The following is a 21,017-nucleotide window of genomic DNA, read 5'->3' as shown; positions in this document are numbered from 1 at the left end:
TCACATGAGCGGAGCGACGGGGACGGCGGCCAAGACCGAGCGCCTCCTCAACCTCGTTCTCGTCCTTCTGTACACGCGGCGCCCGCTGTCCAAGGCCCAGATCCGCGCGCTCGTGCCGCAGTACGGCGAGACGGCCTCGACCGAGTCCTTCGACCGGATGTTCGAGCGCGACAAGGACGAGCTTCGGGCGCTCGGTGTGCCGCTGGCGACCGAGGAGATCGACCTCTTCCACGAGGACGAGCCGGGCTACCGCATCCACCAGCGCGACTACGCCCTGCCCGACCTCGAGTTCGAGCCGGACGAGCTGGCGGTCCTCGGACTGGCGAGCCGGAGCTGGGCCCAGGCCTCGATGGCCGGGCCCGCGGCCCAGGCCCTGCGCAAGCTGCGCGCCGCCGGAGTGGAGCGCGACGAGGGCGCCCTCATCGGCATCGAGCCCCGGCTGCGCACGACCGAGCCCGCGTTCGAGGCGGTCAAGGACGCCGTCCTCAGCCGCACGCCGATCACGTTCACCTACCGGCGCCCGGAGCGTCGCGAGTCCCAGACACGTCGGGTGCAGCCCTGGTCGCTCGTGCAATGGCACGGCCGGTGGTACCTCGTCGCTCACGACCTCGACCGCGAGGCCACCCGCGTCTTCCGCCTCTCGCGGGTCGACGGGGCGGTGCGCAAGGCGGGCAGGGCAGGTTCGTTCGAGGTGCCGGCCGACCACGAGGCCCGCATCATGGTCGAGCGCTCCGCACCCCATGGCGAGGCGCGTCGGGCACGGCTCCTTGTGAGGCCGGGAGCAGCGCACAGCCTGCGCCGTCGGGCGAGCACGACGGCCGAGGTGGACAGCGGATGGTCCGAGCTGGGCATCGACTTCCACGACGTCGACGGGTTCGCAGCCGAGATCGCCGGCCATGCCGACCACGTGCGGGTGCTCGAGCCGGCGGAGCTGCTCGAGCGCGTGCAGACCCAGCTGCGGGCCACGCTCGCCGCGCACGAGGCGGGCGCCTGATGGCCACCGAGACCGCGACGAACCGGCTCGCCCGCCTGCTGACGATGGTGCCGTGGCTCGTCAACCGCCAGGGCATCGAGCTCGAGGAGGCCGCGCGTGGCCTCGACGTCTCGGTCGAGCAGCTCGAGTCCGACCTCAACCTGCTCTTCCTCTGCGGCTACGGCCAGATGCCCGACGAGCTCATCGAGGCCGACTGGGAGGAGGGCCGCGTCTTCGTGGGCAACGCCGACACGATCTCGCGCCCCCTGCGGCTCGGTGTCGACGAGGCCGTCACCCTCATCGTCGGGCTGCGCACCCTGCTCGACGTGCCCGGCCTCACCGAGCGTGACGCCATCGAGCGGGCCCTGGCCAAGCTCGAGGCGGCGTCCGGCACGGCTGCCGAGGCCGCCGCCCGCGTCTCTGTGGACCTCGCGGGGGAGCGCGTCGACGACACGACCCTGGCCCGCGCCCGCGAGGGGGTCGAGCAGCACCGCCGGCTCCACCTGACCTATCACGTGCCCGGGCGCGACGAGTCGACCGAGCGCGACGTCGACCCCATGCGCGTCATCGCCTCGGACGGCCACTGGTACCTCGAGGGGTGGTGCCACCGCGCCCAGGGGGTGCGCGTCTTCCGGCTCGACCGGGTCGAGGACCTGACCGTCCTCGACGAGGACGGCACTCCGCCCGAGGGTGTCGCCCCGCGCGAGCTCGGCGAGAGCATCTTCAGCCCGGCCGAGGACGACCTGCTCGTCACCGTGCGCCTGCTGCCCGGCGCCATCTGGGTGAGCGACTACTACCCGGTGGAGACCTCTGAGGACGCCGAGGACGGCTCCCGCACCATCACGCTGCGCACGGCCGACACCGCGTGGATCGAGCGGCTCGTCCTGCAGCTGGGCGGGCACGCCATCGTGCTCTCACCGGAGGATCTCAGCGAACGCATCGCCGCACGAGCGCAGGCAGCGCTCGCTCCACAGGCCCACGACGTAGACTGACCACCGACCTCTCACTGGAAGAAGGCTTTGCCTCATGAACCGCATCGGCGCCCCCGAGATCATCATCATCGCCGTCCTGCTCATCGTCATCTTCGGCTGGAAGCGCCTGCCTGACGCGGCACGCAGCCTCGGTCGGTCGGCGCGTGTCTTCAAGTCCGAGGTCGACGAGATGAAGGGCGACAAGGACAAGAAGGCCTCCGAGACCGTGCCCGGCGAGACCGTGCACCGTGACTCGGCTGCCCCCGCGCCCACGCAGGCGTCACCGGCCGCGACCCCGACCGCAGCCCCGACCTCGTCCCCGATCGACGAGAACGCGCCCCGGACGGACAACCAGTCCGGTCCGACCGGCCACGTCGTCTGACCCAGCCCTTCGATGCCCCGACTTGCCAAAGCCGGTCGGGCTCACCTGCCCCGGCGGCGTGAGCGCGACCCCGAAGGCAGGATGTCGCTCGGCGACCACCTGCGCGAGTTCCGCCGACGCGTCCTGCTCGCTGCTGCCACGGTCGTCGTCGCGGCGGTTGCGGCTGGCCTGAACTACGACCGCATCTTCATCTTCCTGGCGGACCCGTTCTACGACTACAAGCGCGCCAACCCGCAGAACGCCATCAGCCTGAACTTCGGTGAGGCGACGTCGGCGTTCTCCAACCTCATCACCCTGTCGGTGTTCGTCGGTGTCATCGCTGCCAGCCCGGTCTGGCTCTACCAGCTCTGGGCGTTCATCGTGCCGGGGCTGACCCAGAAGGAGAAGCGGATCTCGCTGGCGTTCATCGCCTCCACCGTGCCGCTCTTCGTCGGCGGCTGCTGGTTGGGCTATCTCGTCCTGCCGCAGTCCTTGCAGCTGCTCTACGGCTTCTCGCCCGAGGGGACGTCCAACATCCAGCAGGTCTCGGCCTACTTCTCCTTCGTCACCCGCTTCATCCTCGTCTTCGGTGGGGGCTTCCTCTTCCCGGTCTTCCTCGTCGCGTTCAACGCCGTCGGCATCCTTCCTGCCGAGAGGATGATCCGAGGCTGGCGAGTGGCGACGGTCGGCATCTTCGTCTTCGCCGCGGTCGCCACCCCCACCGCAGACCCGATGACGATGTTCCTGCTCGCAGCGCCGCTGATGGTCCTCTACTTCGTGGCCTACGGTGTGGCCCGGCTCATCGACTCGCGTCGCGCCAAGAGCCGCCCGGACTGGCTCCAGACGGCGGACGACGAAGCCTCGACCCTGTGAGCGACGCCCGTCGCGAACGCATCGGGCTGGTCATCAACCCGACCGCAGGCAAGAACACCGGTGCTCGCGTCGGACGAGAGGCTGCCTCGTTGCTGGCCGCCGCGGGACACGAGATCGTCGACCTGTCGGCCATGGACGGCGCCCATGCCATCGCACGGGCCCGGGCCGCCATCGCGGACCACTCCGTCGACTGCATCGTCGTCGCCGGTGGCGACGGCATGGTGCACCTCGGCGTGAACCTCGTGGCCGGCAGCGACATCCCTCTCGGCATCATCGCCGCGGGCACGGGCAACGACAACGCACGCGAGCTCGGCCTGCCGGTGCGTGACGCGGGCAAGGCGGTCGAGCGGATCCTTCGCGGAGCCACGCGTCGGGTCGACGCCGTCCGCCACGTCACTCCCCGCGGCGACGAGCGCTGGTTCCTGGGAGTGCTCGCCGCCGGCTTCGACGCCGTCGTCAACGAGCGGGCCAACGGCTGGCACTGGCCCAAGGGGCAGATGCGCTACAACCTCGCGATCCTGCGCGAGCTCGGCGTCTTCAGGCCCATTCCCTACGTCGTCGAGGTCGACGGAGCTCGCCACGAGACCAGGGCGATGCTCGTCGCGGTGGCCAACGGGCCGGCATACGGAGGGGGCATGAAGGTCGTCCCGAGCGCCGCGTTCGACGACGGCCTGCTCGACATCCTCATCCTCCACGAGGTCTCGATCCCGACGCTGCTGCGCGTCTTCCCCAAGGTCTTCAAGGGCGAGCACGTCAGCCACCCGTCCGTCGAGATCGTCCGCGGCCGACACGTCCGGCTGGAGGCCAAGGGGATCGTGTCGTATGCCGACGGGGAGCGGTTCGGACCACTGCCGCTCGAGTGCGAGGTCGTGCCCGGAGCGGTCTCCGTCCTGACGTAGCCTGACCGCATGAGCGGGACAACGGTCGAGCCCACCTCCCATCTCGCGACTTTCATGGCGTCGCTGAGCTTCCCGCTCGACGACTTCCAGGTGCAGGGATGCGCTGCCGTCGAGGCCGGCCAAGGCGTCCTCGTCGCGGCCCCCACCGGGGCGGGCAAGACCATCGTCGGTGAGTTCGCCGTGCACATGGCGCTGGCCACGGGCCGCAAGGCCTTCTACACGACCCCGATCAAGGCCCTGTCGAACCAGAAGTACCACGACCTCGTCGCCGTCCACGGGGTCGGCAACGTCGGTCTCCTGACGGGAGACTCGTCGGTCAACGGCGAGGCTCCCGTCGTCGTCATGACGACCGAGGTGCTGCGCAACATGGTGTATGCCGGGAGCAGTACCCTGCGTGGACTGGGTTTCGTCGTCATGGACGAGGTCCACTACCTCGCCGACCGCTTCCGCGGGGCGGTCTGGGAAGAGGTCATCATCCACCTGCCCGAGTCGGTGCAGGTCATCTCGCTCTCCGCGACGGTGAGCAACGCCGAGGAGTTCGGTGACTGGCTGGCCGAGGTCCGGGGCAACCACGCCGTCGTCGTCTCCGAGCACCGACCCGTGCCGCTGTGGCAGCACATGCTCGTGGGCAGCTCGATGTTCGACCTGTTCGTCGACGAGACGGCCGAGCCGCGCGAGGACGGCTCGACGCCACGCGTCAGTCCCGACCTCATCCAGGCCATCCGTGGCGCCGAGCAGCGACGGGCCGACGGTTGGGTGCGGGGGAGCACCCGCGACAAGGGGCGAGGCCCCGAGCGTCCTCGCGACCAGGGCCGCGAGGGGGGCCGCAAGAATGGGCGCGACCACGGACGCGGGCCCGGTCGCGGGCCCGGTCGCGGTGGCGCGGTCGAGGTCTCGAGTGGGCCGAACGGGCGCCCGGACCGGGGCTTCACGCGAGGCGGCCGCCCCGGTGGGGGAGCGACGCGGGCCGAGGTCATCGCCCAGCTCGACCGCGACGGCCTGCTGCCGGCGATCACCTTCATCTTCAGCCGCATGGGCTGCGAAGGGGCCGTCGGGCAGCTGCTGTCGTCCGACACCCGGCTCATCCCGCAGCGCGACGGCGAGCGGATCCGCCGCCACGTCGAGGAGCGCATGGGCTCCCTCGCCGAGGAGGACCTCGGGATCCTGGGCTACTTCGACTTCGTCGAAGGGCTGTCGCGGGGCTTCGCCTGCCACCACGCGGGGATGCTCCCGCTCTTCCGCGAGATCGTCGAGGAGCTCTTCACCCAGGGGCGCATCCGCGCGGTCTTCGCCACCGAGACCCTCGCCCTGGGCATCAACATGCCGGCGCGCACCGTGGTGCTCGAGAAGCTCGTGAAGTTCAACGGCGAGACCCATGCCGACATCACGCCGGCCGAGTACACCCAGCTCACCGGTCGCGCCGGACGGCGTGGCATCGACATCGAGGGCCACGCCGTCGTGCAGTGGAGCCGCGGCCTCGACCCGCTCGCCGTGGGTGGACTGGCGTCGACGCGGACCTACCCGCTGCGCTCCAGCTTCCGGCCGACCTACAACATGGCGGTCAACCTCGTCGCCCAAGTCGGACGCCAGGTGGCCCGCGACATCCTCGAGACGTCCTTCGCCCAGTTCCAGGCCGACCGCGCCGTCGTGGGGCTGGCCACCAAGGTCCGGCGCAACGACGAGGCGCTCGAGGGCTATGCCGAGTCCATGCACTGCGACCTCGGCGACTTCCGCGAGTACTCCGACCTGCGCCGGGCCATCGCCGATGCCGAGAAGGACGGCGTGCGCAAGCGTTCGGCCAGCCGCAGGGCCGAGGCCGCGGTCAGCCTCGAAAAGCTCCGGATGGGCGACATCTTCAAGGTGCCCGCTGGCCGGCGCTCGGGGTGGGCCGTGGTCGTGCAGACCGCCAAGACGGGCAGGGGTGCAGCGAGTGGGCCCGGTGTCGTGACCGAGGACCGCCAGTTCCGGCGGCTCACGCTCGACGACGTCCCCGTCCCCGTCGAGGCCGCAGCCTCGATCACGGTGCCCAAGAACTTCAACGCCAAGTCCCCGAAGTCTCGACGTGACCTCGCGACGACGATGCGGATCGCCGTGCCCCACGACCTGCCGCCGAAGCGGGCCAGGGAGGAGGCGCAGGAGGCAGCCGAGGAGAACGACCGCATCGCGCACCTGCGGGCCGAGCTCAGGGCCCACCCCTGTCACCAGTGTCCTGACCGCGAGGACCACGCCCGATGGGCCGAGCGCTGGCACCGCCTCAGGCGCGAGACCTCCGGGCTGAAGCGCAAGGTCGAGGGCCGCACCAACTCGGTGGCACGCACCTTCGACCGCATCTGCGTCGTCCTGACCCAGCTCGGCTACCTCGAGGACGACGTCGTCACCGAGCGTGGCGAACGGCTGCGGCGCCTCTACACCGAGCGTGACCTGCTGGCGGCCGAGTGCCTGCGCCACGACGTCTGGAAGCGGCTCGACGCAGCCGGTCTCGCTGCCTGTGTCTCCACGCTCGTCCACGAGCCGCGGCACGAGCAGGCCGACCCGTCACCGAAGATGCCCAATGACGACGTGGCCGCCGCCATCACCGAGATGCAGCGACGGTGGAGCGAGCTCGACGACCTCGAGGGCGACCACGGACTCGAGGTCACGGCGGTCCCGGACGGCGGGATGGCCTGGATGGTCCATCGGTGGGCGAGCGGCGAACGTCTCGACACGGTGCTGCGTGGTCAGGAGATGGCCGCCGGTGACTTCGTGCGTCGCTGCAAGCAGATCGTCGACCTGCTGGGCCAGATCGCCGACGCCGCCCCAGACACCGAGCTGCGGCGCACGGCCCGCAAGGCCGTCGACGCCGTCCGCCGGGGCGTCGTCGCCGCCGACCGCCTCGACTGACCCGGCTGCGGGTCAGGGGATCTGGAGCGCCGCGAGCACGCGGTTGATCGGGTTGGTGATCCCGTAGGTCGAGGCGAGCTCGCTGAGCAGACGAGCGTCGGCCACCTTGGTGGGCAGCGTGATGTCGACGTCGGCGACAGGGGCGTCGCGGGCCACGCGCACCACTCGCGGCGCGACGTCGAGGTAGGCCGCGGCGGCCTCGAGGTTGGTCCGCCTGGCGCCCTTGATGGCGGGGTCGCCTTCGGCGACCGCCTTGCGCAGGCCCTCCAGCGATCCGTATGCCGCGATGAGCTGCGCCGCGGTCTTGTCACCGATGCCCTTGACCCCGGGAAGCCCGTCGCTCGTGTCTCCCCGCAGGATGGACATGTCCAGGTAGGCGTCACCGCTCGGTACGGAGTACTTCTCCCGCAGGTAGGCCTCGGTGCCCTGGTCCGGCTCTCGCACACCGCCCTTGCCCGTGTAGAGCACACGCACGGAGTTGGCGTCGTCGATGAGTTGGAGCAGGTCGCGGTCACCCGTGACGACGTCGATGGCCTTGCTGCCGCGGTGCCGTTCGACGAGGGTGCCGATGACGTCGTCGGCCTCGAAGCCTGGGGCGCCGAGGCGCGGGATGCCGAGCGCGGTGAGGGCGTCGCGGATCAGGGGCACCTGCGGAGTGAGGTCGTCGGGCGACTCCTCGACGACGTCGCTGCCCTCGGTGAGCCGGTGCGTCTTGTAGGTGGGGATGAGGTCGACCCGGAACTGCGGGCGCCAGTCGTCGTCCCAGCAGGCGACGAGGTGTGTCGGTTTGTGGGCGTTCACCAGCGTGGCGATCATGTCGAGGAACCCGCGCAGCGCGTTGGTCGGCGTCTCGTCGGTCGAGTCGCGCTGGTCCGGGACGCCGAAGAAGGCCCGGAAGTAGAGGGAGGCAGAGTCGAGGAGCAGCAGCCGGTCCGTCGTCATGGCGGTCAGCCTAGTTGGGCCTCTTCTCGCTCAGAGTGAGCCGACGACGGTGCCGACCAGCCACACCAGTCCGGCGCCGAGCAGCAGGACCCCGAGCACGACGTCCCAGACCGTCCGCGGCGAGCCGCGCCCGATCCGGACGATGCGGACGACCAGGGTGACCACCAGGGTGAGGGCGCTCAGCGGGGCGACGACGATGATCCCGGCGAAGGCGGCGAGGTCGTGCGGAGTGAGGGTGCAGCCGAAGCCCAGGCCCGAGCACTGTCCACCGGGGTTGCTGTCGGGGGCAGTCAGCAACCAAAGCGCCCAGACCACCCAGAGGGCCACGAGCACACCGAGGACGATGAGGGACCCACGGGGGCGGCGTGTCGTCGACATCGCGGTCATGACGAGCATCGTGCCCTGAACTGACTAGGGTTGGCGACGTGGAGGACCTGGACCGCAAGATCGTGGAGCAGCTCTCGACCGACGGCCGGATGAGCTACACCGACCTCGGGCGGGCATTGGGCATGTCGACGTCCGCCGTCCACCAGCGGGTCCGCCGCCTCGAGAAGAGGGGCGTCATCAAGGGCTACACCGCCCGGGTCGACCACGCGGCTGTCGGGGTTGCGATGACGGCGTTCATCTCGATCACCCCCCTCGACCCGGCCGCCCCCGATGACATCCCCGACCACCTGCGCGACATCCCTGCCATCGAGGAGTGCCACTCCGTGGCGGGCGACATGAACTACATCCTCAAGGTGAGGGTCGCCACCCCCCTCGAGCTGGAGGAGCTGCTGGCCCGCATCCGCGGCGTGGCCAATGTCTCCACCAAGACGACGGTCGTGCTCTCCACGCCCTGGGAGTAGGTCCCGTCCCTGTGGAGAAGTCCACGGCGCCTTCGCAGGATTTCGGCACGATTCCGTCATGACCTTCGACGACCTGCCCAAGAACTTCCGTGACCTTCCACTCGACGACCCGATCCTGCGCGCTGACGTGGTGGATCTCTTCGTCGGCTATGTCGACCGCGCGGAGGGATGTCTTGCCATCCTCCTGCTCGACGACGAACACCGCTGTGTCCAGCCCGTCCTCATCACCGAGCTGGGTCCCGCCGACCCCACGACCCTGGGGTCGCCGATCCGCGTGATGCTTGACGAGCTGCGGCCTCCGGCCGTCGTGGCCGCCCTGGGACGCCAGGGGTCGCCCCTCTTCACCGACACCGACCGCTCCTGCCACCAGGTGCTCGTCGAGGTCTGCCGAGAAGTCGGCGTCGACCTCGTGGCGGCCTACGTCGCCACCGAGCACGCTGTGCGCGAGCTCCCCGAGCACCTGCGCCTGGCCTCCTGACTAGCGCGCGACGGGTGCGGTGATCGCTCGGGTCACCCTCACGAGGTCGGCGGGGGAGAGCTCCAGGTCCAGCCCGCGACGACCGCCCGACACGAGCACCGTGTCGTGCCCTGCAGCTGATGCGTCCACCACCGTGGGCAGAGAGCGCTTCTGCCCCACGGGGGAGATGCCGCCCACGACATAACCCGAGCTGCGCTCTGCCGCAACGGGATCGGCCATGACGACCCTCTTGACACCCAACGCCGCCGCCATCGCCTTGAGGTCCAGGCTGCGGTCCACCGGGACCACGCCGACCGCCAGACCGGTGCCGGTGTCGACGAGCAGCGTCTTGAGGACCCGGGCCGGCTCGACGCCGAGTGCCTCCGCGGCTTCCAGACCGAAGGACTGCGCCGCAGGGTCATGCTCGTAGGCACGCACGGCATACGCGATCCTCGCCCGGGTCAACGCCACGGTCGCCGGGGTGCCGACCGAGCCGCCGCGCTCCTTGCGTCCCATGACGGGCGAGTATGCCGTGTCAGTCAACCCTTCGTGGCGAAGGTCCGGGTCAGCGCGGCCGCGCCGGAGAGGACCACGACCACGAGTCCATAGATCGTCGCCGTCGTCTCCAGCCCCAGGCGTGGAGCGGCGAACCCGGCCGCCACCGCCGGCAGGCCGAAGGCGAGATAGCTCACCACGAAGACGCTCGCAAAGAGCTCACCGCGTTGCTCGGGCCCGACGGTCGGGGTGATCGAGCGCATGATGCCGAGGAACGACGTGCCGAAGCCCGACCCGGCCACGACGGCGGCGAGGAGGAACCCGACCAACGACTCGCCGTGCAGGGCCAGGAGCGTGAGGAGGGTGCCGACCGCGAGCATCGTCGTGCCATAGATCGTGATCTGCCGCGGGGTGCGGTTGCGGGCGAGGAACGAGCTCACCGCCCCCACGCCGGTGAGCACGGCCACCACGGACCCCTGGACGAGGTGCGAGCGGCCACCGAGGAGCTGGCCGACGAGGGGCGCGCCCAACGACAGGTACAACCCACCAGTCGCCCAGCCGGCGAAGAGTGCTGGAGCGCTGCGGCGGAAGGCGGGACGCGCTGCCTGCGGGATGCCCACCCTGGGTCGGAGGGAGCGGCGCCAGCCCTCGTGGCGGGGGGACGTCTCCGGGAGCGCGAGGACAGCCAGGGCGAGGACGACATAGACCGCCGTGAGCGACGCGAAGACGATCGTGAGGGCGCCACCGGGGCTCAGGTCGAGCACCAGACCACCGAAAAGGGCGCCGGCCGCGAGACCGAAGAGCGGCGTCACGCTGTTGAGCGTGGCAGCCAGGCCGGGACGGGAGGCCGGCTCGAGGTCCGTGACCGCAGCCGTCATCGTCGACATGAGCAGCCCCGCGGCCAGGCCCTGGACGGCGCGCGAGACGAGCAGGGTCCCGACGCTCTCGGCGTGCCAGAAGCCGACCATGCTGGCGGCCAGCACGACGAACCCGGCCGCCAGCACGGGTCGCCGGCCGATGTGGTCGGACAGCGACCCCGTGACGAGGAGGGTCACGAGGAGCGCCACGGCATAGACGCCGAAGATCGTGGTCATGGTCCCTGCGGAGAACCCGATCTCTGCCTGCAGCACCGGATAGAAGGGCGAGGGTGCACTGGCGCCCACCATGAGGGCGACGACCGTGGCGAGCGTGAGCACGAAGCCGGGGCCGCGCCCGAGACGACGTGTGGCCGTTTTTCGCTCATCCGTCTCAGCGACCTGCCCCGCTGAGGCCGACCTCTCCCGAGAGCTGCTCCGGGTGCTGCTGGGTGCGGTCATGACGGCCTCTCCGACGGAAACTACGGTTCGAAAGGGTTCGAACCTAGACGCTCGCCCAGGCATTCCCGGCGTCCAGCATGTGGTTCGACTATTATCGAACCATGCCAGCGAACCAGGCGCTGCCCCATCCCGCCATGAAGGACGTGGAGCTCACCGAGGTCCTCTTCGCGCTGAGCGACCCGGCTCGCCTCCAGATCGTCCACGACCTGGCCGACGGCCCGCTCCAGATGGCCCAGTGCGGCGCCACGAATCCGGCCCTGCCGAAGTCGACGAAGTCGCACCTCATGAAGGTCCTGCGGGAGGCCGGCGTCATCCGCAACGAGCCGCAAGCACGGGGGCGGCTCGTCTCACTGCGCCGCGAGGAGCTCGACGAGGCCTTCCCGGGCCTCCTCGACAGTGTCCTGAACGCGCCGAAGGCCTGACCCTCAGCACGAGAGTCAGGCCTCCGGAACAACCAGCTCGTCAGGCGAGGTCGCGCGCCGAGGCGTCCCGGCTGGCCGTGGCACCGGCCATCGCCGCAGCGTGGACCTGGTCCACGTCGGTGTTGGAGCTCCACCACTGCTGCCCGGCCTGCGGCAGCGTGTAGATCGGGTCGTAGTAGACGTACTCGCGGGAGAGCGCCTGCTCGTCCGAGCCCTCGATGGACGTGCGGTAGTTCTTGCGCCAGAACGACATGCCCTTGTCCCGGTCGTAGGTGTCGACCTGGTGGACCCAACGCTTGCCGACGAACGGTACGTCGCAGACGATGCGTGGCGTCGCGAAACCCGGGAGGTAGCCCATGATCGAGTGCTGCAGGTGCTGCGCCTCGTGCAGCGCCAGTCGCCAGTGCTCCGAGAACGGGATCATGTCGCACATGTAGAAGTAGTACGGCGTGATCATCGCCTCGTCCTGGAGCGCGAAGCAGAGGTCGAGCAGGTCCTCGCTCGTGTCGTTGATGCCGCGCATGAGGACGCCCTGGTTGCGGACGTCTCGCACGCCGGCCTCGAGCATCGCCTTGGACGCGTCGGCGACGAGCGGGGTGACCGACTGGGCGTGGTTGACGTGGGTGTGGATCGCCAGCGACACCCCACGCGACCGGGCCAGTGCCGAGACCCGGGCCACGCCCTCGACGACGTCCGGCTGCAGCCAGTGCTGCGGCAGACCCATGAGCGCCTTGGTCGCAAGCCTGATGTCGCGGATGTTGTCGATGCGCAGGAGCTTGTCGAGGAAGCCCTCGAGGTTCTTCCACGGCATGTTGGCGACATCGCCACCCGAGACGACGACGTCGCGCACCTGCGGGGTGCGCTGGAGGTAGTCGAGCATCGCGGCGTGGCGGTCGACCGGCTTGCCGGCGAGCTTGAGCTTGACGACCTGCGCGGTCGAGTTGCCGACGAGGTCCATGCGCGTGCAGTGGCCGCAGTACTGCGGGCAGGTCGGCAGCATCTCGGCGAGGACCTTGGTGGGATAGCGGTGGGTCAGACCCTCGACCGCCCACATGTCGTGCTCGTGCAGGCTGTCGCGCGCCGCGAACGGGTGGGAGGGCCAGTCGGTGCGACGGTCGCTGAAGACCGGGAGCATGTAGAGGCGCACCGGGTCAGCGAGGAATGCCTGCGTGAAGGCGACGCCGGCAGCGGGCATCGACCCGTCGGCCCACGACATCTCGCTGACCATGGTGTTGAGCATCTGCGGCGGGACGAGCATCGACATCGTCGCCCGCTCGACCTGGTCCCGCTCAAGGTCGGCATAGAACTCGTCGGTGAGGAGGTCGCCCATGAGCTCACGGAGCTGCGCGACGTTCTTGACGCAGTGCGCGCGCTGCCACTGGGCGCTGGCCCACTCGTCCTTGGTGACGTCGCGCCACCCGGGGAATCGCGTCCAGTCCGGCTCGACGAGCTCGCGACGCCGATAGACGTAGGGCTGCTCGATGTTTGTCGTCATGTCTGCGAGGATACGGACAGACCACCTTCAAGTCATCTTCCTTCCGCAATATTTGTTGCCCATTTCTGTCAGACAGGAGAACTTCCCGTGCCTGGAACGTCACCGGTGAGCACGACGACCTCGCCGTTCGGGGTGCACCGCGTCCTCGACCCGGCCGGGAAGTCGCTCCCGCAGGCCGCGCGTGTCCTCGACGCCCGGCCCGAGATCTGGCCGGACGAGGTGCGTATCGACATCGAGACGCTCAACCTCGACGCAGCGTCCTACCGCCAGCTCCACGACAAGCACGCCGGTGACGGCGCCGCCATCCGCGCCGAGGTCCTCGAGATCGTCGGGGAGCGCGGCAAGATGCAGAACCCGGTGACCGGTAGCGGAGGCATGCTCATCGGCACCGTCGCCGAGGCCGGTCCGGAGTCGACGCTCGGACTCGTGGCCGGCGACCGCGTGGCCACCCTCGTCTCCCTGTCGCTCACGCCGCTGGCCCTCACCGACGGGCTGGAGCGGTGGGACGGGTCGGGGGAGCGGGTGCCTGCAAAGGGGCACGCGATCCTCTTCGGTCGCTCCATCGCCGCGAAGCTCCCTGAGGACCTGTCGCCCGAGCTTGCCCTCATGGTCATGGACGTCTGCGGTGCACCTGCGCTCGTGTCCCGGACAGTGCGCGGGTATGCCGCCCGCCCGCCTTCCGATCCCGCCACCAGCTCCGTGGACGGGCCGTCGGTCGTCGTGCTCGGGGGAGCGGGCAAGTCCGGCTCGCTCTCGTTGGCCGCTGCCGCCGACGCCGGCGCGACCCGCCGGGTCGCTGTCGTCCGTGACGAGGCCGAGGCGGCCCTCCTCGACGGCACGGGCCTCGCCACTCACGTCGTCGTCGCCGACGCCCGCAACCCGATCGGGCTCTCCGAGGCACTAGCCGCCGCGGGCGGCCCGGCCGACCTCACGGTCGTCTGTGTCGACGTCACTGGCTGTGAGCAGCCGGCGATCCTCGCGACGGCCGAGGGCGGCACGGTCATCTTCTTCTCGATGGCGACGAACTTCGCCGCCGCCGCACTGGGGGCCGAGGGTCTGGCGGCCGACGTGACCATGCTGGTGGGCAACGGCTACGTACCCGGCCACGCGGCATACGCGCTCGAGCTCCTCCGTGGCAACGCCGCGGTCCGCGAGCTCTTCGAGGGTCGGCTCACGCACTGAGCGCGGCGGTCACGCGGCGGCCCACTCGATCCGGTGGCCGCCCCCTGAGGTGAGGAACGTCAGGAGCCATTCGGCCTCGGCGTCCACGTCGTCACCCGCCTCGGCCCGGGTGAGTCCGCCCAGGGGAGAGATGACGAGGACGGTGGTCGCGTCGTCGTCGACACGCGTCGTCCACGTCGCCCGGACCCGACCGTCGACGAGCAGGTAGCGAGCGCCCAGGATGCTGAGCCCCTTGTCGGCGTCATCGATGATCCGCGAACGGTCGTCGTAGCCGAGCACCGCGTTGTCGAAGGCGGGGAGGAACCTCGGGGGAGCGGGGGTGTCCGGGTCCGGGAGGAGTCCGTCAGGAACGTCGAGGAGGAGCCGCCCTCGCTCGTCGCGGTAGGTCACCAGGTCGGGCAAGAGGTTCTTGACCGCCGCCGGTAGGCCGGCGAGTCCTGACCACGACCGGACGTCGGCGCTGGCTGCCGGGCCGTAGGCGCGCAGGTAGCGAAGCACCAGGCTCTCGGCAGCGATCGCACCAGACCCGCCCGTGGTCGGCACGTCCTGCCCGAGCCAGGTGCTGATCGTCGTGTTCCTGGCCGGACCAGCCTGACGCCACAGCCCGCGCGGCGGCACCTGGACGAGCGGCACGAGCGAGCTCAGCGCATCCCCGAGGTCACGAGCGACGGCGCCAGGCCAGCGATCCGCCAGCGCGCGGCCTGCCTCTGCCAGCTGTCTCGCCTCACCCACGAAGAGGGGGGTGCCTGCCTCACGCAGCTCCTCCTCGTCGACACCGACGAGCCGGGTCCGCAGGACACCTCGCATGCGCTGCTCGAGCATCGGCTGGTGCAGGGCCCGCAGGCCGAGGCAGTCGGCGGCACTGAGCAGGTGGATGGTGCGACGCATCATCAGCGTCCGGACCACCCGGCGGCTCTCCAGCAGATCGCTCGCAGCGACCGGGTCGAAGTCGGCGAGCCGCGAGAACAGGCCGACGTAGGGCTCCTGCGGCTCCTGCGCCTGCAACCCGACCAGGTGCTCGGTGGCAGCGACGACGTCCAGGGTCGAGCGTTCGAGCAGCAGGTTGCGGGCCAGCAGCGCCCGGTTGAGCTCGCGTCCGCTCAGCACTCTCATGCGGGGAACTCTAGGAAGTTGCGCCGACACCCGCACCCGGGGCGACGGCGCGCTCGCCGCACTCGAACAGGGAGGATTTGCGGCCCAGCGTGTGCTGGCCCGGAAGTCCTCTCTCTCGCTGCTAGATTTACCGCGTGTCTTCGCGTACCCCACCCCTTCTCGAGCTCGACAAGGCCGACGTCCGGCGCGCCCGCTCGCTGGCGCGCAAGGTCGGCAAGCCGGTCGTCGACATCGCCAACCGTCACACCACCGTCTCGGTCGAGCGCGCCACCCTGCGACTGGCCGGACTCGGCGGCGCCGACCACGACCGCGTCCCGTGGGTGAACCACCTCGTCGACGCCGTCCGCGAGAGCGCCGGGCTCGAGCACGGTGTCACCCTGCCCGTCTGGGACGCCCTGCGCCGTGGCGCCGCTCCCGACCTGCTCACCCTCGCCCAGATGGCGAGCAGCCGTTCGGTGGACTTCCGCGTGCCGAAGGGCAAGGACGCCACCGCGGCAGCCAGGCATTCCCGCACAGCCGTGGCACGCGGCATACGGGCCATCGACAAGCAGCGCGCCGCTCGCGACCGGCTCGTCAAGCGGCACGGGGACCCCAAGCAGCGGCCGTGGATCTATCTCATCGTCGCCACCGGCGACATCTACGAGGACATCCCGCAGGCCCAGGCTGCCGCGCGTGAGGGCGCCGACGTCATCGCCGTCATCCGCTCCACGGGGCAGTCACTCCTCGACTACGTGCCCGAGGGTGCGACGCGCGAGGGGTATGCCGGCACCTACGCGACCCAGGAGAACTTCCGCCTCATGCGGGCCGCTCTCGACGAGACGAGCAAGGAGGTCGGCCGCTACATCCGGCTGACCAACTACGCGTCCGGGCTGTGCATGCCCGAGATCGCGGCGCTCGCCGGCATGGAGCGGCTCGACATGATGCTCAACGACTCGATGTACGGCATCCTCTTCCGCGACATCAACCCGATCCGCACGTTCGTCGACCAGCGCTTCAGCCGACAGGTCCACGCCCGCGCCGGCATCATCATCAACACCGGTGAGGACAACTACCTCACGACGAGCGACGCCGTCGAGGCCGCGCACACGGTCACGGTGAGCCAGCTCCTCAACGAGTACTTCGCCAAGGAAGCCGGGCTCGAGGACTGGCAGCTGGGCCTGGGCCACGCCTTCGAGATCAACCCCGACCTGCCCGACTCGTTCCGGACCGAGCTCGCCCACGCACTGCTCGCCCGCACGCTCTTCCCCGACGCGCCACTGAAGTGGATGCCGCCGACGAAGCACATGACCGGCGACGTCTTCAAGGGCAACCTGCTCGACGGCTTCTTCAACCTCGTCGGCGCGCTCACCGGCCAGGGCATCCTCCTCGTCGGGATGATGACCGAGGCCGTGGTCACCCCCTGGATCTCGGACCGTGACATCGCGCTCCAGAACGTCCGCTACGTCCTGGGCGCGGCCGGGGGACTCACCGAGGACTTCCACCCGCCACGCGACGGCTACATCCAGACGCGCGCCCGGCACGTGCTCGGCGAGGCGATCGACCTCCTCCAGCAGATCACCGACGAGCCCGGCAAGGCGCCTCTCCTGGAGGCGATCGCTGACGGCACCTTCGGCGAGATGAAGCGCCCGGCCACGGCGGGCAAGGGCCTCGACGGGGTCGTCGTGCGTGCGGCCGGCTACGACAACCCCGCGATCACCCTCCTCGAGACGGGAGAGACCCGATGAGTGTCCCCGACATCCCCCAGGTCATCCGTCCCTACGGCGACCAGACCGGTGACGGGATGGTCCAGGTCTCCTTCACGCTGCCCATGCTGAGCGGCAAGCGGGCCGAAGGGGCAGCCCTCCAGCTCGCCGGCAAGATGGGCATCGAGCCGGCGATCGTGGTGCACAGCAAGCCGATCGGCGAGGGTTTCACCTTCTTCGTCGTCTACGGCTCGGTCAAGCACCTCGTCGAGCCGGGACTCGTCGAGGTCGTCGAGCGCGAGTTCCCCCTGCTCTCGGGCAAGGAGATCAACACCGCGATCAAGCGCCAGCTGCGTCGCAAGCTCGTCGTCGTCGGCGCCTGCATCGGCACCGACGCGCACACGGTCGGCATCGACGCGATCCTCAACATCAAGGGCTTCGCGGGGGAGAAGGGCCTCGAGTACCACCGCGAGATCAAGGTCGTGAACCTCGGTGCGCAGGTCCTCGTCCCCGAGCTCGTCGAGCGCGCCCGCGAGGAGAAGGCCGACGCCGTCCTCGTGAGCCAGGTCGTCACCCAGCGTGACGCCCACATCCACAACACCACCGCGATGTCGGCGGCCTTCCGCGAGGCGTTCCCGGCCGGCAAGGTGCCGCTGCTCGTCGTGGGCGGGCCCCGGTTCGAGGAGGGCTCGGCCGGCAGCCTCGGCGTCGACCGCATCTTCGGACGGGGAACCACGCCGGGTGAGGTCGCCAGCTACCTCGTCCACGCCCTCGTCGCGCAGCGCGCCGCCGACCGCCAGACCAAGGGAGCATGAGCACCATGACCGAACGCCAAGACCCCACCGGCAGGACGGTCACGCACCGTCGCTACGTGCCCTACAGCCACGCCCACTACGCCGGCAACCTCGTCGACGGCGCCTACTCGCTGGCCGCCTTCGGTGACGTCGCCACGGAGATGTGCATCGTCACCGACGGCGACGAAGGCCTCTTCGCGTCCTACAGCGACGTCCAGTTCCTCGCACCCGTCCGTGCCGGCGACTGCATCGAGATCGAGGCGACCCTGGTGCGGGTCGGCACCCGCAGCCGCGAGATGGAGTTCGCGGTCCGGGTCGTCGCGCGGGGCAATCCCGAGCGCGGCGAGTCCGCAGCCGACGTCCTCGACCCGCCGATCGTGGCCACGACGGCCCGCGGTGTCGTGGTGGTGCCGCCGCGCTGAGGTCCGTGACCTACGGTGGCTGCGTGCCACTGACGATCCCGTATGCCGTGCGCCTCGCCGGCGCGCTTCTCGCCGGGATCCTGCTGTGGCTGGCCTTCCCCGAGCACAACCTCTGGTGGCTGGCGCCGGTCGCCGTCGCGCTCCTGGGTGCCGTGACGATCGACGTCGGGGGGCGACATGGCTTCGTGCTCGGCCTCGTCGCTGGCTGGGCGTTCTTCGTCCCGGTCCTGTCCTGGTCCGGCGTCTATGTCGGCAGGTTCCCCTGGTTCGCGCTGGCCACCCTCGAGGCGCTCTACCTCGGAGTGATGTGCGCGGCGGTCGGCTTCGTCGGCCAGCGGCTCCGTCCTCGTCGGGGTGACGGCGTGTATGCCGTGGTGCCCCTCGCGTGGGTCGGCCAGGAGCTGGCGCGCGGAACGACGCCGTTCGGTGGGTTCCCCTGGGCGCGGCTCGCGTTCAGCCAGGCCGACAGCCCGCTGGCCAACGTCGCCCAGCTCCTGGGCGCGCCGGGGGTCACCTTCGCCGTAGCTGTCATCGGCACCCTGCTGCTGATGGTTGCAGTGGGAGCTCGGCGCCAGCCTCGCAAGGCAGCCGCGCTCGCGGCCGTGACTGTTGCCGGGGTGGTCCTCCCTGGCTTCATGACCCCGTCGGTCGACGGCCGGAAGGTCACGGTCGCCCTCGTCCAAGGGAACGTCCCGCGGGCCGGGCTCGACTTCAACGCCGAGCGTCGCGCCGTCCTCGACAACCACGTGCGCGGCACCGAAGCGGTCGCGGACAAGGCGGCTGAGGACCTCAGCCTCGTCGTCTGGCCCGAGAACGCCTCGGACATCGACCCCATCCGCAACCCCGACGCGGCAGCGCAGGTGCAGCGCGCGGTGAGCGCCGTCGGCGTGCCGGTCATCGTCGGTGCCGTCCTGCAGGAGCCACAGCCCCAGGTCTCCAACGTCTCGCTCTTCTACCGGCCCGGGGGAGGGGAGCCCGAGCGCTACGTCAAGAACCACCCCGTCCCCTTCGCCGAGTACATCCCCTACCGGTCCTTCTTCCGCACCTTCAGCGACAAGGTCGACCTCGTCACCAAGGACTTCGCCAAGGGGACCGACCTCGGCGCCTTCCGGGTCGACAGCCCGTCGAGTGCCTACTGGGCGCTGCCGACCATCTGCTTCGAGGTGGCCTACGACGGCCTGATGCGCGACTCCGTGACCCAGCCGGGCAAGGAAGCGAGCCTCGTCCTGGTCCAGACCAACAACGCCACCTTCGGCTACACCGCCGAGTCCGAGCAGCAGTTCGCCATCTCCCGCATCCGCGCCATCGAGCACGGCCGTTCGGTGGCGCACGTGTCGACGGTCGGCGTGTCGGGTTTCATCGCCCCCGACGGCTCGGTCACCGGCAAGACCGGTCTCTTCACCGCCGAGCAACGGATCGCCCCCGTGACGATCCGCACCGACCGGACCGTCTCCGACCAGCTCGGCCCGTGGCCGGAGCGCCTCGGCGCCGTCGCGCTCCTCGCGTTCGTCGTTGCCGCAGGTCTGCGGGGTCGACGGGATAGGGTCGGGCGACCCGTTTCGACGCCACCCACGAAGGACCACGTTGACTGAGCGTCCCCCTCTCGACCGCGTTGTCGTGCTCATCCCGACCTACAACGAGCGCGAGAACCTGCCGATGATCCTCGAGCGCGTCCGGCGAGCGGTCCCCGAGGTCGACGTCTGCATCCTCGACGACAGCTCGCCCGACGGCACAGGGGAGCTCGCCGACGAGCTCGCCGAGGGCGACGACCAGGTCCACGTGCTGCACCGCGCCGGCAAGGAAGGTCTGGGGGCGGCATACCTCCACGGTTTCGCGTGGGCGCTCGAGCAGGGCTACGACGCGCTCGTCGAGATGGACGCCGACGGGTCCCACCGACCCGAGGACCTGCGTCGGCTGCTCGTGGCCGCCGAGGACGCCGACCTCGTCATCGGGTCCCGCTGGGTGCCCGGGGGTTCCGTCGTCAACTGGCCCACGCACCGCAAGGTCCTCAGCGTCGGTGGCAACATCTACACCCGGCTGCTGCTCGGCATGCGCGTCCACGACGCCACTGCGGGCTACCGCGTCTACCGCACCGACGCGCTGCGCCGGCTCGACCTCGGCAGCGTCGAGTCGGCCGGCTACTGCTTCCAGGTCGACCTGACCCGCCGCGCCGTCCTGGCCGGCCTGGTCGTCGTCGAGGTCCCGATCACCTTCGTCGAGCGCGAGCACGGCGAGTCCAAGATGGACCAGAGCATCGTGCGCGAGTCGCTGGGGCGGATCACGGTCTGGGGAGTGCAGCGCCGGGCCGACCAGGTGCGGGAACGGCTCACCGGCCGTGAGCGTTGGCACCAGTTGTGACCCACCCGATCGGTTCCACGCCCTACGCGCGACGGCAGAAGCGGCCCCGCTGGCTCACGTTCGTCCTCTTCGGCCTCGTCCTGGCACCGGTCATCGAGATCGCCGTCCTCATCGCCGTCGGCAGGACCATCGGCCTGGGCTGGACGATCCTCGCGCTGCTGCTCCTGACGATCCTGGGCACGTGGCTCGTGCGTCGCGAAGGTGCCCGCACCTGGAAGGCCCTGCGCGAGGCCTCGCAGACCGGCCGGATGCCGAGCCGCGAGATCGCCGACGGGGTGCTCGTCCTCATCGGTGGCGCGTTCCTGCTGCTGCCCGGATTCGTCAGCGACGTCATCGGGCTGTTCTTCGTCCTGCCATTCACCCGTGGCTTCGCTCGGCGCCTGCTCGAGGCCTTCATCGCGAGCCGGGTCCTCGTGCGGGTGCCCTTCCCCGGCGGCGGCCCGTCGTCCCCGGGCGCGCAGGGCACGATCCGCGGCGAGGTCATCGACTGAGCTCCGCGGCATACCTGCCTGCCTCATGATCGGGTCACCCGAT

22 protein-coding genes are annotated in these 21,017 nt (G+C 70.3%); 16 read left to right on the top strand and 6 right to left on the bottom strand.

Features of this window, described 5'->3' with window-relative positions:
• The first annotated feature begins 4 nt into the window (after positions 1-4).
• Genes ACFQW8_RS16920 through ACFQW8_RS16895 form a run of 6 tightly spaced genes read left to right on the top strand, consistent with a single transcriptional unit; the run spans position 5 to position 6,957 of the window.
• Entirely contained in the window at positions 5-994 is a 990-nt protein-coding gene (locus ACFQW8_RS16920) for a helix-turn-helix transcriptional regulator (RefSeq protein WP_380089388.1), read from the top strand.
• Positions 994-1,965: a helix-turn-helix transcriptional regulator gene (locus ACFQW8_RS16915; protein ID WP_380089386.1), complete on the top strand. Its 972-nt coding sequence runs from the start codon at positions 994-996 to the stop codon at positions 1,963-1,965. Before ACFQW8_RS16920 ends, ACFQW8_RS16915 begins: the two co-directional genes overlap by 1 nt.
• A gap of 34 nt (positions 1,966-1,999) precedes the next feature.
• The gene (gene tatA, locus ACFQW8_RS16910) at positions 2,000-2,326 is read left to right on the top strand and encodes a Sec-independent protein translocase subunit TatA (protein ID WP_380089384.1); all 327 of its coding nucleotides are present in this window, start codon (positions 2,000-2,002) and stop codon (positions 2,324-2,326) included.
• Between the two features lie 12 nt (positions 2,327-2,338).
• Complete coding sequence (tatC, locus tag ACFQW8_RS16905) at positions 2,339-3,178, top strand: twin-arginine translocase subunit TatC (RefSeq protein ID WP_380089382.1); 840 nt, start codon at positions 2,339-2,341, stop codon at positions 3,176-3,178.
• On the top strand, positions 3,175-4,077 hold the full coding sequence (locus ACFQW8_RS16900; RefSeq protein WP_380089380.1) for a diacylglycerol/lipid kinase family protein: 903 nt from the start codon (positions 3,175-3,177) through the stop codon (positions 4,075-4,077). The genes tatC and ACFQW8_RS16900 overlap by 4 nt, the downstream gene beginning before the upstream one ends.
• A gap of 9 nt (positions 4,078-4,086) precedes the next feature.
• Entirely contained in the window at positions 4,087-6,957 is a 2,871-nt protein-coding gene (locus tag ACFQW8_RS16895; RefSeq protein ID WP_380089378.1) for a DEAD/DEAH box helicase, read from the top strand.
• A gap of 12 nt (positions 6,958-6,969) precedes the next feature.
• Here the strand turns inward: ACFQW8_RS16895 and ACFQW8_RS16890 are convergent, their stop codons facing one another.
• Together ACFQW8_RS16890 and ACFQW8_RS16885 are read right to left on the bottom strand one after the other, a co-directional pair.
• Complete coding sequence (locus ACFQW8_RS16890) at positions 6,970-7,899, bottom strand: 5'-3' exonuclease (RefSeq protein WP_380089376.1); 930 nt, start codon at positions 7,897-7,899, stop codon at positions 6,970-6,972.
• 30 nt (positions 7,900-7,929) lie between these two features.
• Complete coding sequence (locus ACFQW8_RS16885; RefSeq protein ID WP_380089374.1) at positions 7,930-8,286, bottom strand: hypothetical protein; 357 nt, start codon at positions 8,284-8,286, stop codon at positions 7,930-7,932.
• A 38-nt stretch (positions 8,287-8,324) separates the two neighbouring features.
• On the opposite strand from ACFQW8_RS16885, the gene ACFQW8_RS16880 reads away from it, so the two are divergent.
• Together ACFQW8_RS16880 and ACFQW8_RS16875 are read left to right on the top strand one after the other, a co-directional pair.
• Positions 8,325-8,747 (top strand): Lrp/AsnC family transcriptional regulator, encoded by a 423-nt coding sequence (locus tag ACFQW8_RS16880; protein ID WP_380089372.1) that lies wholly within the window; start codon positions 8,325-8,327, stop codon positions 8,745-8,747.
• Positions 8,748-8,805: 58 nt separating this feature from the next.
• Entirely contained in the window at positions 8,806-9,225 is a 420-nt protein-coding gene (locus tag ACFQW8_RS16875; protein WP_380089370.1) for a hypothetical protein, read from the top strand.
• Here ACFQW8_RS16875 and ybaK read toward each other — a convergent pair whose 3' ends face one another.
• A complete protein-coding gene (ybaK, locus tag ACFQW8_RS16870) occupies positions 9,226-9,720 on the bottom strand; it encodes a Cys-tRNA(Pro) deacylase (RefSeq protein WP_380089368.1) in 495 nt (164 codons plus the stop codon). It lies immediately after the preceding gene.
• Positions 9,721-9,743: 23 nt separating this feature from the next.
• Entirely contained in the window at positions 9,744-11,015 is a 1,272-nt protein-coding gene (locus tag ACFQW8_RS16865; protein ID WP_380089366.1) for an MFS transporter, read from the bottom strand.
• 101 nt (positions 11,016-11,116) lie between these two features.
• Between ACFQW8_RS16865 and ACFQW8_RS16860 the strand changes: the two genes are divergently transcribed.
• Positions 11,117-11,437 (top strand): ArsR/SmtB family transcription factor, encoded by a 321-nt coding sequence (locus ACFQW8_RS16860; protein ID WP_380089365.1) that lies wholly within the window; start codon positions 11,117-11,119, stop codon positions 11,435-11,437.
• 40 nt (positions 11,438-11,477) lie between these two features.
• On the opposite strand, the gene ACFQW8_RS16855 is transcribed toward ACFQW8_RS16860, so the two are convergent.
• Entirely contained in the window at positions 11,478-12,932 is a 1,455-nt protein-coding gene (locus ACFQW8_RS16855) for a KamA family radical SAM protein (protein ID WP_380089363.1), read from the bottom strand.
• Positions 12,933-13,019: 87 nt separating this feature from the next.
• On the opposite strand from ACFQW8_RS16855, the gene kdd reads away from it, so the two are divergent.
• Positions 13,020-14,114, top strand: a complete 1,095-nt coding sequence (gene kdd, locus ACFQW8_RS16850; RefSeq protein WP_380089361.1) for an L-erythro-3,5-diaminohexanoate dehydrogenase — start codon at positions 13,020-13,022, stop codon at positions 14,112-14,114.
• Between the two features lie 9 nt (positions 14,115-14,123).
• Here kdd and ACFQW8_RS16845 read toward each other — a convergent pair whose 3' ends face one another.
• Complete coding sequence (locus tag ACFQW8_RS16845; RefSeq protein ID WP_380089359.1) at positions 14,124-15,227, bottom strand: winged helix DNA-binding domain-containing protein; 1,104 nt, start codon at positions 15,225-15,227, stop codon at positions 14,124-14,126.
• Between the two features lie 134 nt (positions 15,228-15,361).
• Here ACFQW8_RS16845 and kamD point away from each other — a divergent pair, with 134 nt between their 5' ends.
• Genes kamD through ACFQW8_RS16815 form a run of 6 tightly spaced genes read left to right on the top strand, consistent with a single transcriptional unit; the run spans position 15,362 to position 20,974 of the window.
• On the top strand, positions 15,362-16,951 hold the full coding sequence (kamD, locus tag ACFQW8_RS16840) for a lysine 5,6-aminomutase subunit alpha (protein ID WP_380089357.1): 1,590 nt from the start codon (positions 15,362-15,364) through the stop codon (positions 16,949-16,951).
• Positions 16,948-17,724 carry a lysine 5,6-aminomutase subunit beta gene (gene kamE, locus ACFQW8_RS16835; RefSeq protein WP_380089355.1) on the top strand — a complete coding sequence of 259 codons (777 nt, stop codon included), beginning with the start codon at positions 16,948-16,950 and terminating at the stop codon, positions 17,722-17,724. Before kamD ends, kamE begins: the two co-directional genes overlap by 4 nt.
• 5 nt (positions 17,725-17,729) lie before the next feature.
• Positions 17,730-18,125: a 3-aminobutyryl-CoA ammonia lyase gene (kal, locus tag ACFQW8_RS16830; protein WP_380089354.1), complete on the top strand. Its 396-nt coding sequence runs from the start codon at positions 17,730-17,732 to the stop codon at positions 18,123-18,125.
• A gap of 23 nt (positions 18,126-18,148) precedes the next feature.
• The gene (lnt, locus tag ACFQW8_RS16825; protein ID WP_380089353.1) at positions 18,149-19,717 is read left to right on the top strand and encodes an apolipoprotein N-acyltransferase; all 1,569 of its coding nucleotides are present in this window, start codon (positions 18,149-18,151) and stop codon (positions 19,715-19,717) included.
• Positions 19,710-20,483, top strand: a complete 774-nt coding sequence (locus tag ACFQW8_RS16820; RefSeq protein WP_380089352.1) for a polyprenol monophosphomannose synthase — start codon at positions 19,710-19,712, stop codon at positions 20,481-20,483. Before lnt ends, ACFQW8_RS16820 begins: the two co-directional genes overlap by 8 nt.
• Positions 20,480-20,974: an FxsA family protein gene (locus tag ACFQW8_RS16815; protein ID WP_380089351.1), complete on the top strand. Its 495-nt coding sequence runs from the start codon at positions 20,480-20,482 to the stop codon at positions 20,972-20,974. The genes ACFQW8_RS16820 and ACFQW8_RS16815 overlap by 4 nt, the downstream gene beginning before the upstream one ends.
• The last annotated feature ends 43 nt before the right edge of the window (positions 20,975-21,017 follow it).

It is taken from the genome of Knoellia altitudinis (genome assembly GCF_042666355.1).
Classification (GTDB): Bacteria; Actinomycetota; Actinomycetes; order Actinomycetales; family Dermatophilaceae; genus Knoellia; species Knoellia altitudinis.
This window is presented reverse-complemented; position numbering and strand designations above follow the sequence as displayed.

What these genes read in the sequence shown, in the direction of transcription:
- ACFQW8_RS16920 (WP_380089388.1), top strand. Translation starts at nt 5, where the DNA reads ATGAGCGGAGCGACGGGGACGGCGGCCAAGACCGAGCGCCTCCTCAAC.
- ACFQW8_RS16915 (WP_380089386.1), top strand. Translation starts at nt 994, where the DNA reads ATGGCCACCGAGACCGCGACGAACCGGCTCGCCCGCCTGCTGACGATG.
- tatA (WP_380089384.1), top strand. Translation starts at nt 2,000, where the DNA reads ATGAACCGCATCGGCGCCCCCGAGATCATCATCATCGCCGTCCTGCTC.
- tatC (WP_380089382.1), top strand. Translation starts at nt 2,339, where the DNA reads ATGCCCCGACTTGCCAAAGCCGGTCGGGCTCACCTGCCCCGGCGGCGT.
- ACFQW8_RS16895 (WP_380089378.1), top strand. Translation starts at nt 4,087, where the DNA reads ATGAGCGGGACAACGGTCGAGCCCACCTCCCATCTCGCGACTTTCATG.
- ACFQW8_RS16890 (WP_380089376.1), bottom strand. Translation starts at nt 7,899, where the DNA reads ATGACGACGGACCGGCTGCTGCTCCTCGACTCTGCCTCCCTCTACTTC.
- ACFQW8_RS16885 (WP_380089374.1), bottom strand. Translation starts at nt 8,286, where the DNA reads ATGACCGCGATGTCGACGACACGCCGCCCCCGTGGGTCCCTCATCGTC.
- ACFQW8_RS16875 (WP_380089370.1), top strand. Translation starts at nt 8,806, where the DNA reads ATGACCTTCGACGACCTGCCCAAGAACTTCCGTGACCTTCCACTCGAC.
- ybaK (WP_380089368.1), bottom strand. Translation starts at nt 9,720, where the DNA reads ATGGGACGCAAGGAGCGCGGCGGCTCGGTCGGCACCCCGGCGACCGTG.
- ACFQW8_RS16865 (WP_380089366.1), bottom strand. Translation starts at nt 11,015, where the DNA reads ATGACCGCACCCAGCAGCACCCGGAGCAGCTCTCGGGAGAGGTCGGCC.
- ACFQW8_RS16860 (WP_380089365.1), top strand. Translation starts at nt 11,117, where the DNA reads ATGCCAGCGAACCAGGCGCTGCCCCATCCCGCCATGAAGGACGTGGAG.
- ACFQW8_RS16855 (WP_380089363.1), bottom strand. Translation starts at nt 12,932, where the DNA reads ATGACGACAAACATCGAGCAGCCCTACGTCTATCGGCGTCGCGAGCTC.
- ACFQW8_RS16845 (WP_380089359.1), bottom strand. Translation starts at nt 15,227, where the DNA reads ATGAGAGTGCTGAGCGGACGCGAGCTCAACCGGGCGCTGCTGGCCCGC.
- kamE (WP_380089355.1), top strand. Translation starts at nt 16,948, where the DNA reads ATGAGTGTCCCCGACATCCCCCAGGTCATCCGTCCCTACGGCGACCAG.
- kal (WP_380089354.1), top strand. Translation starts at nt 17,730, where the DNA reads ATGACCGAACGCCAAGACCCCACCGGCAGGACGGTCACGCACCGTCGC.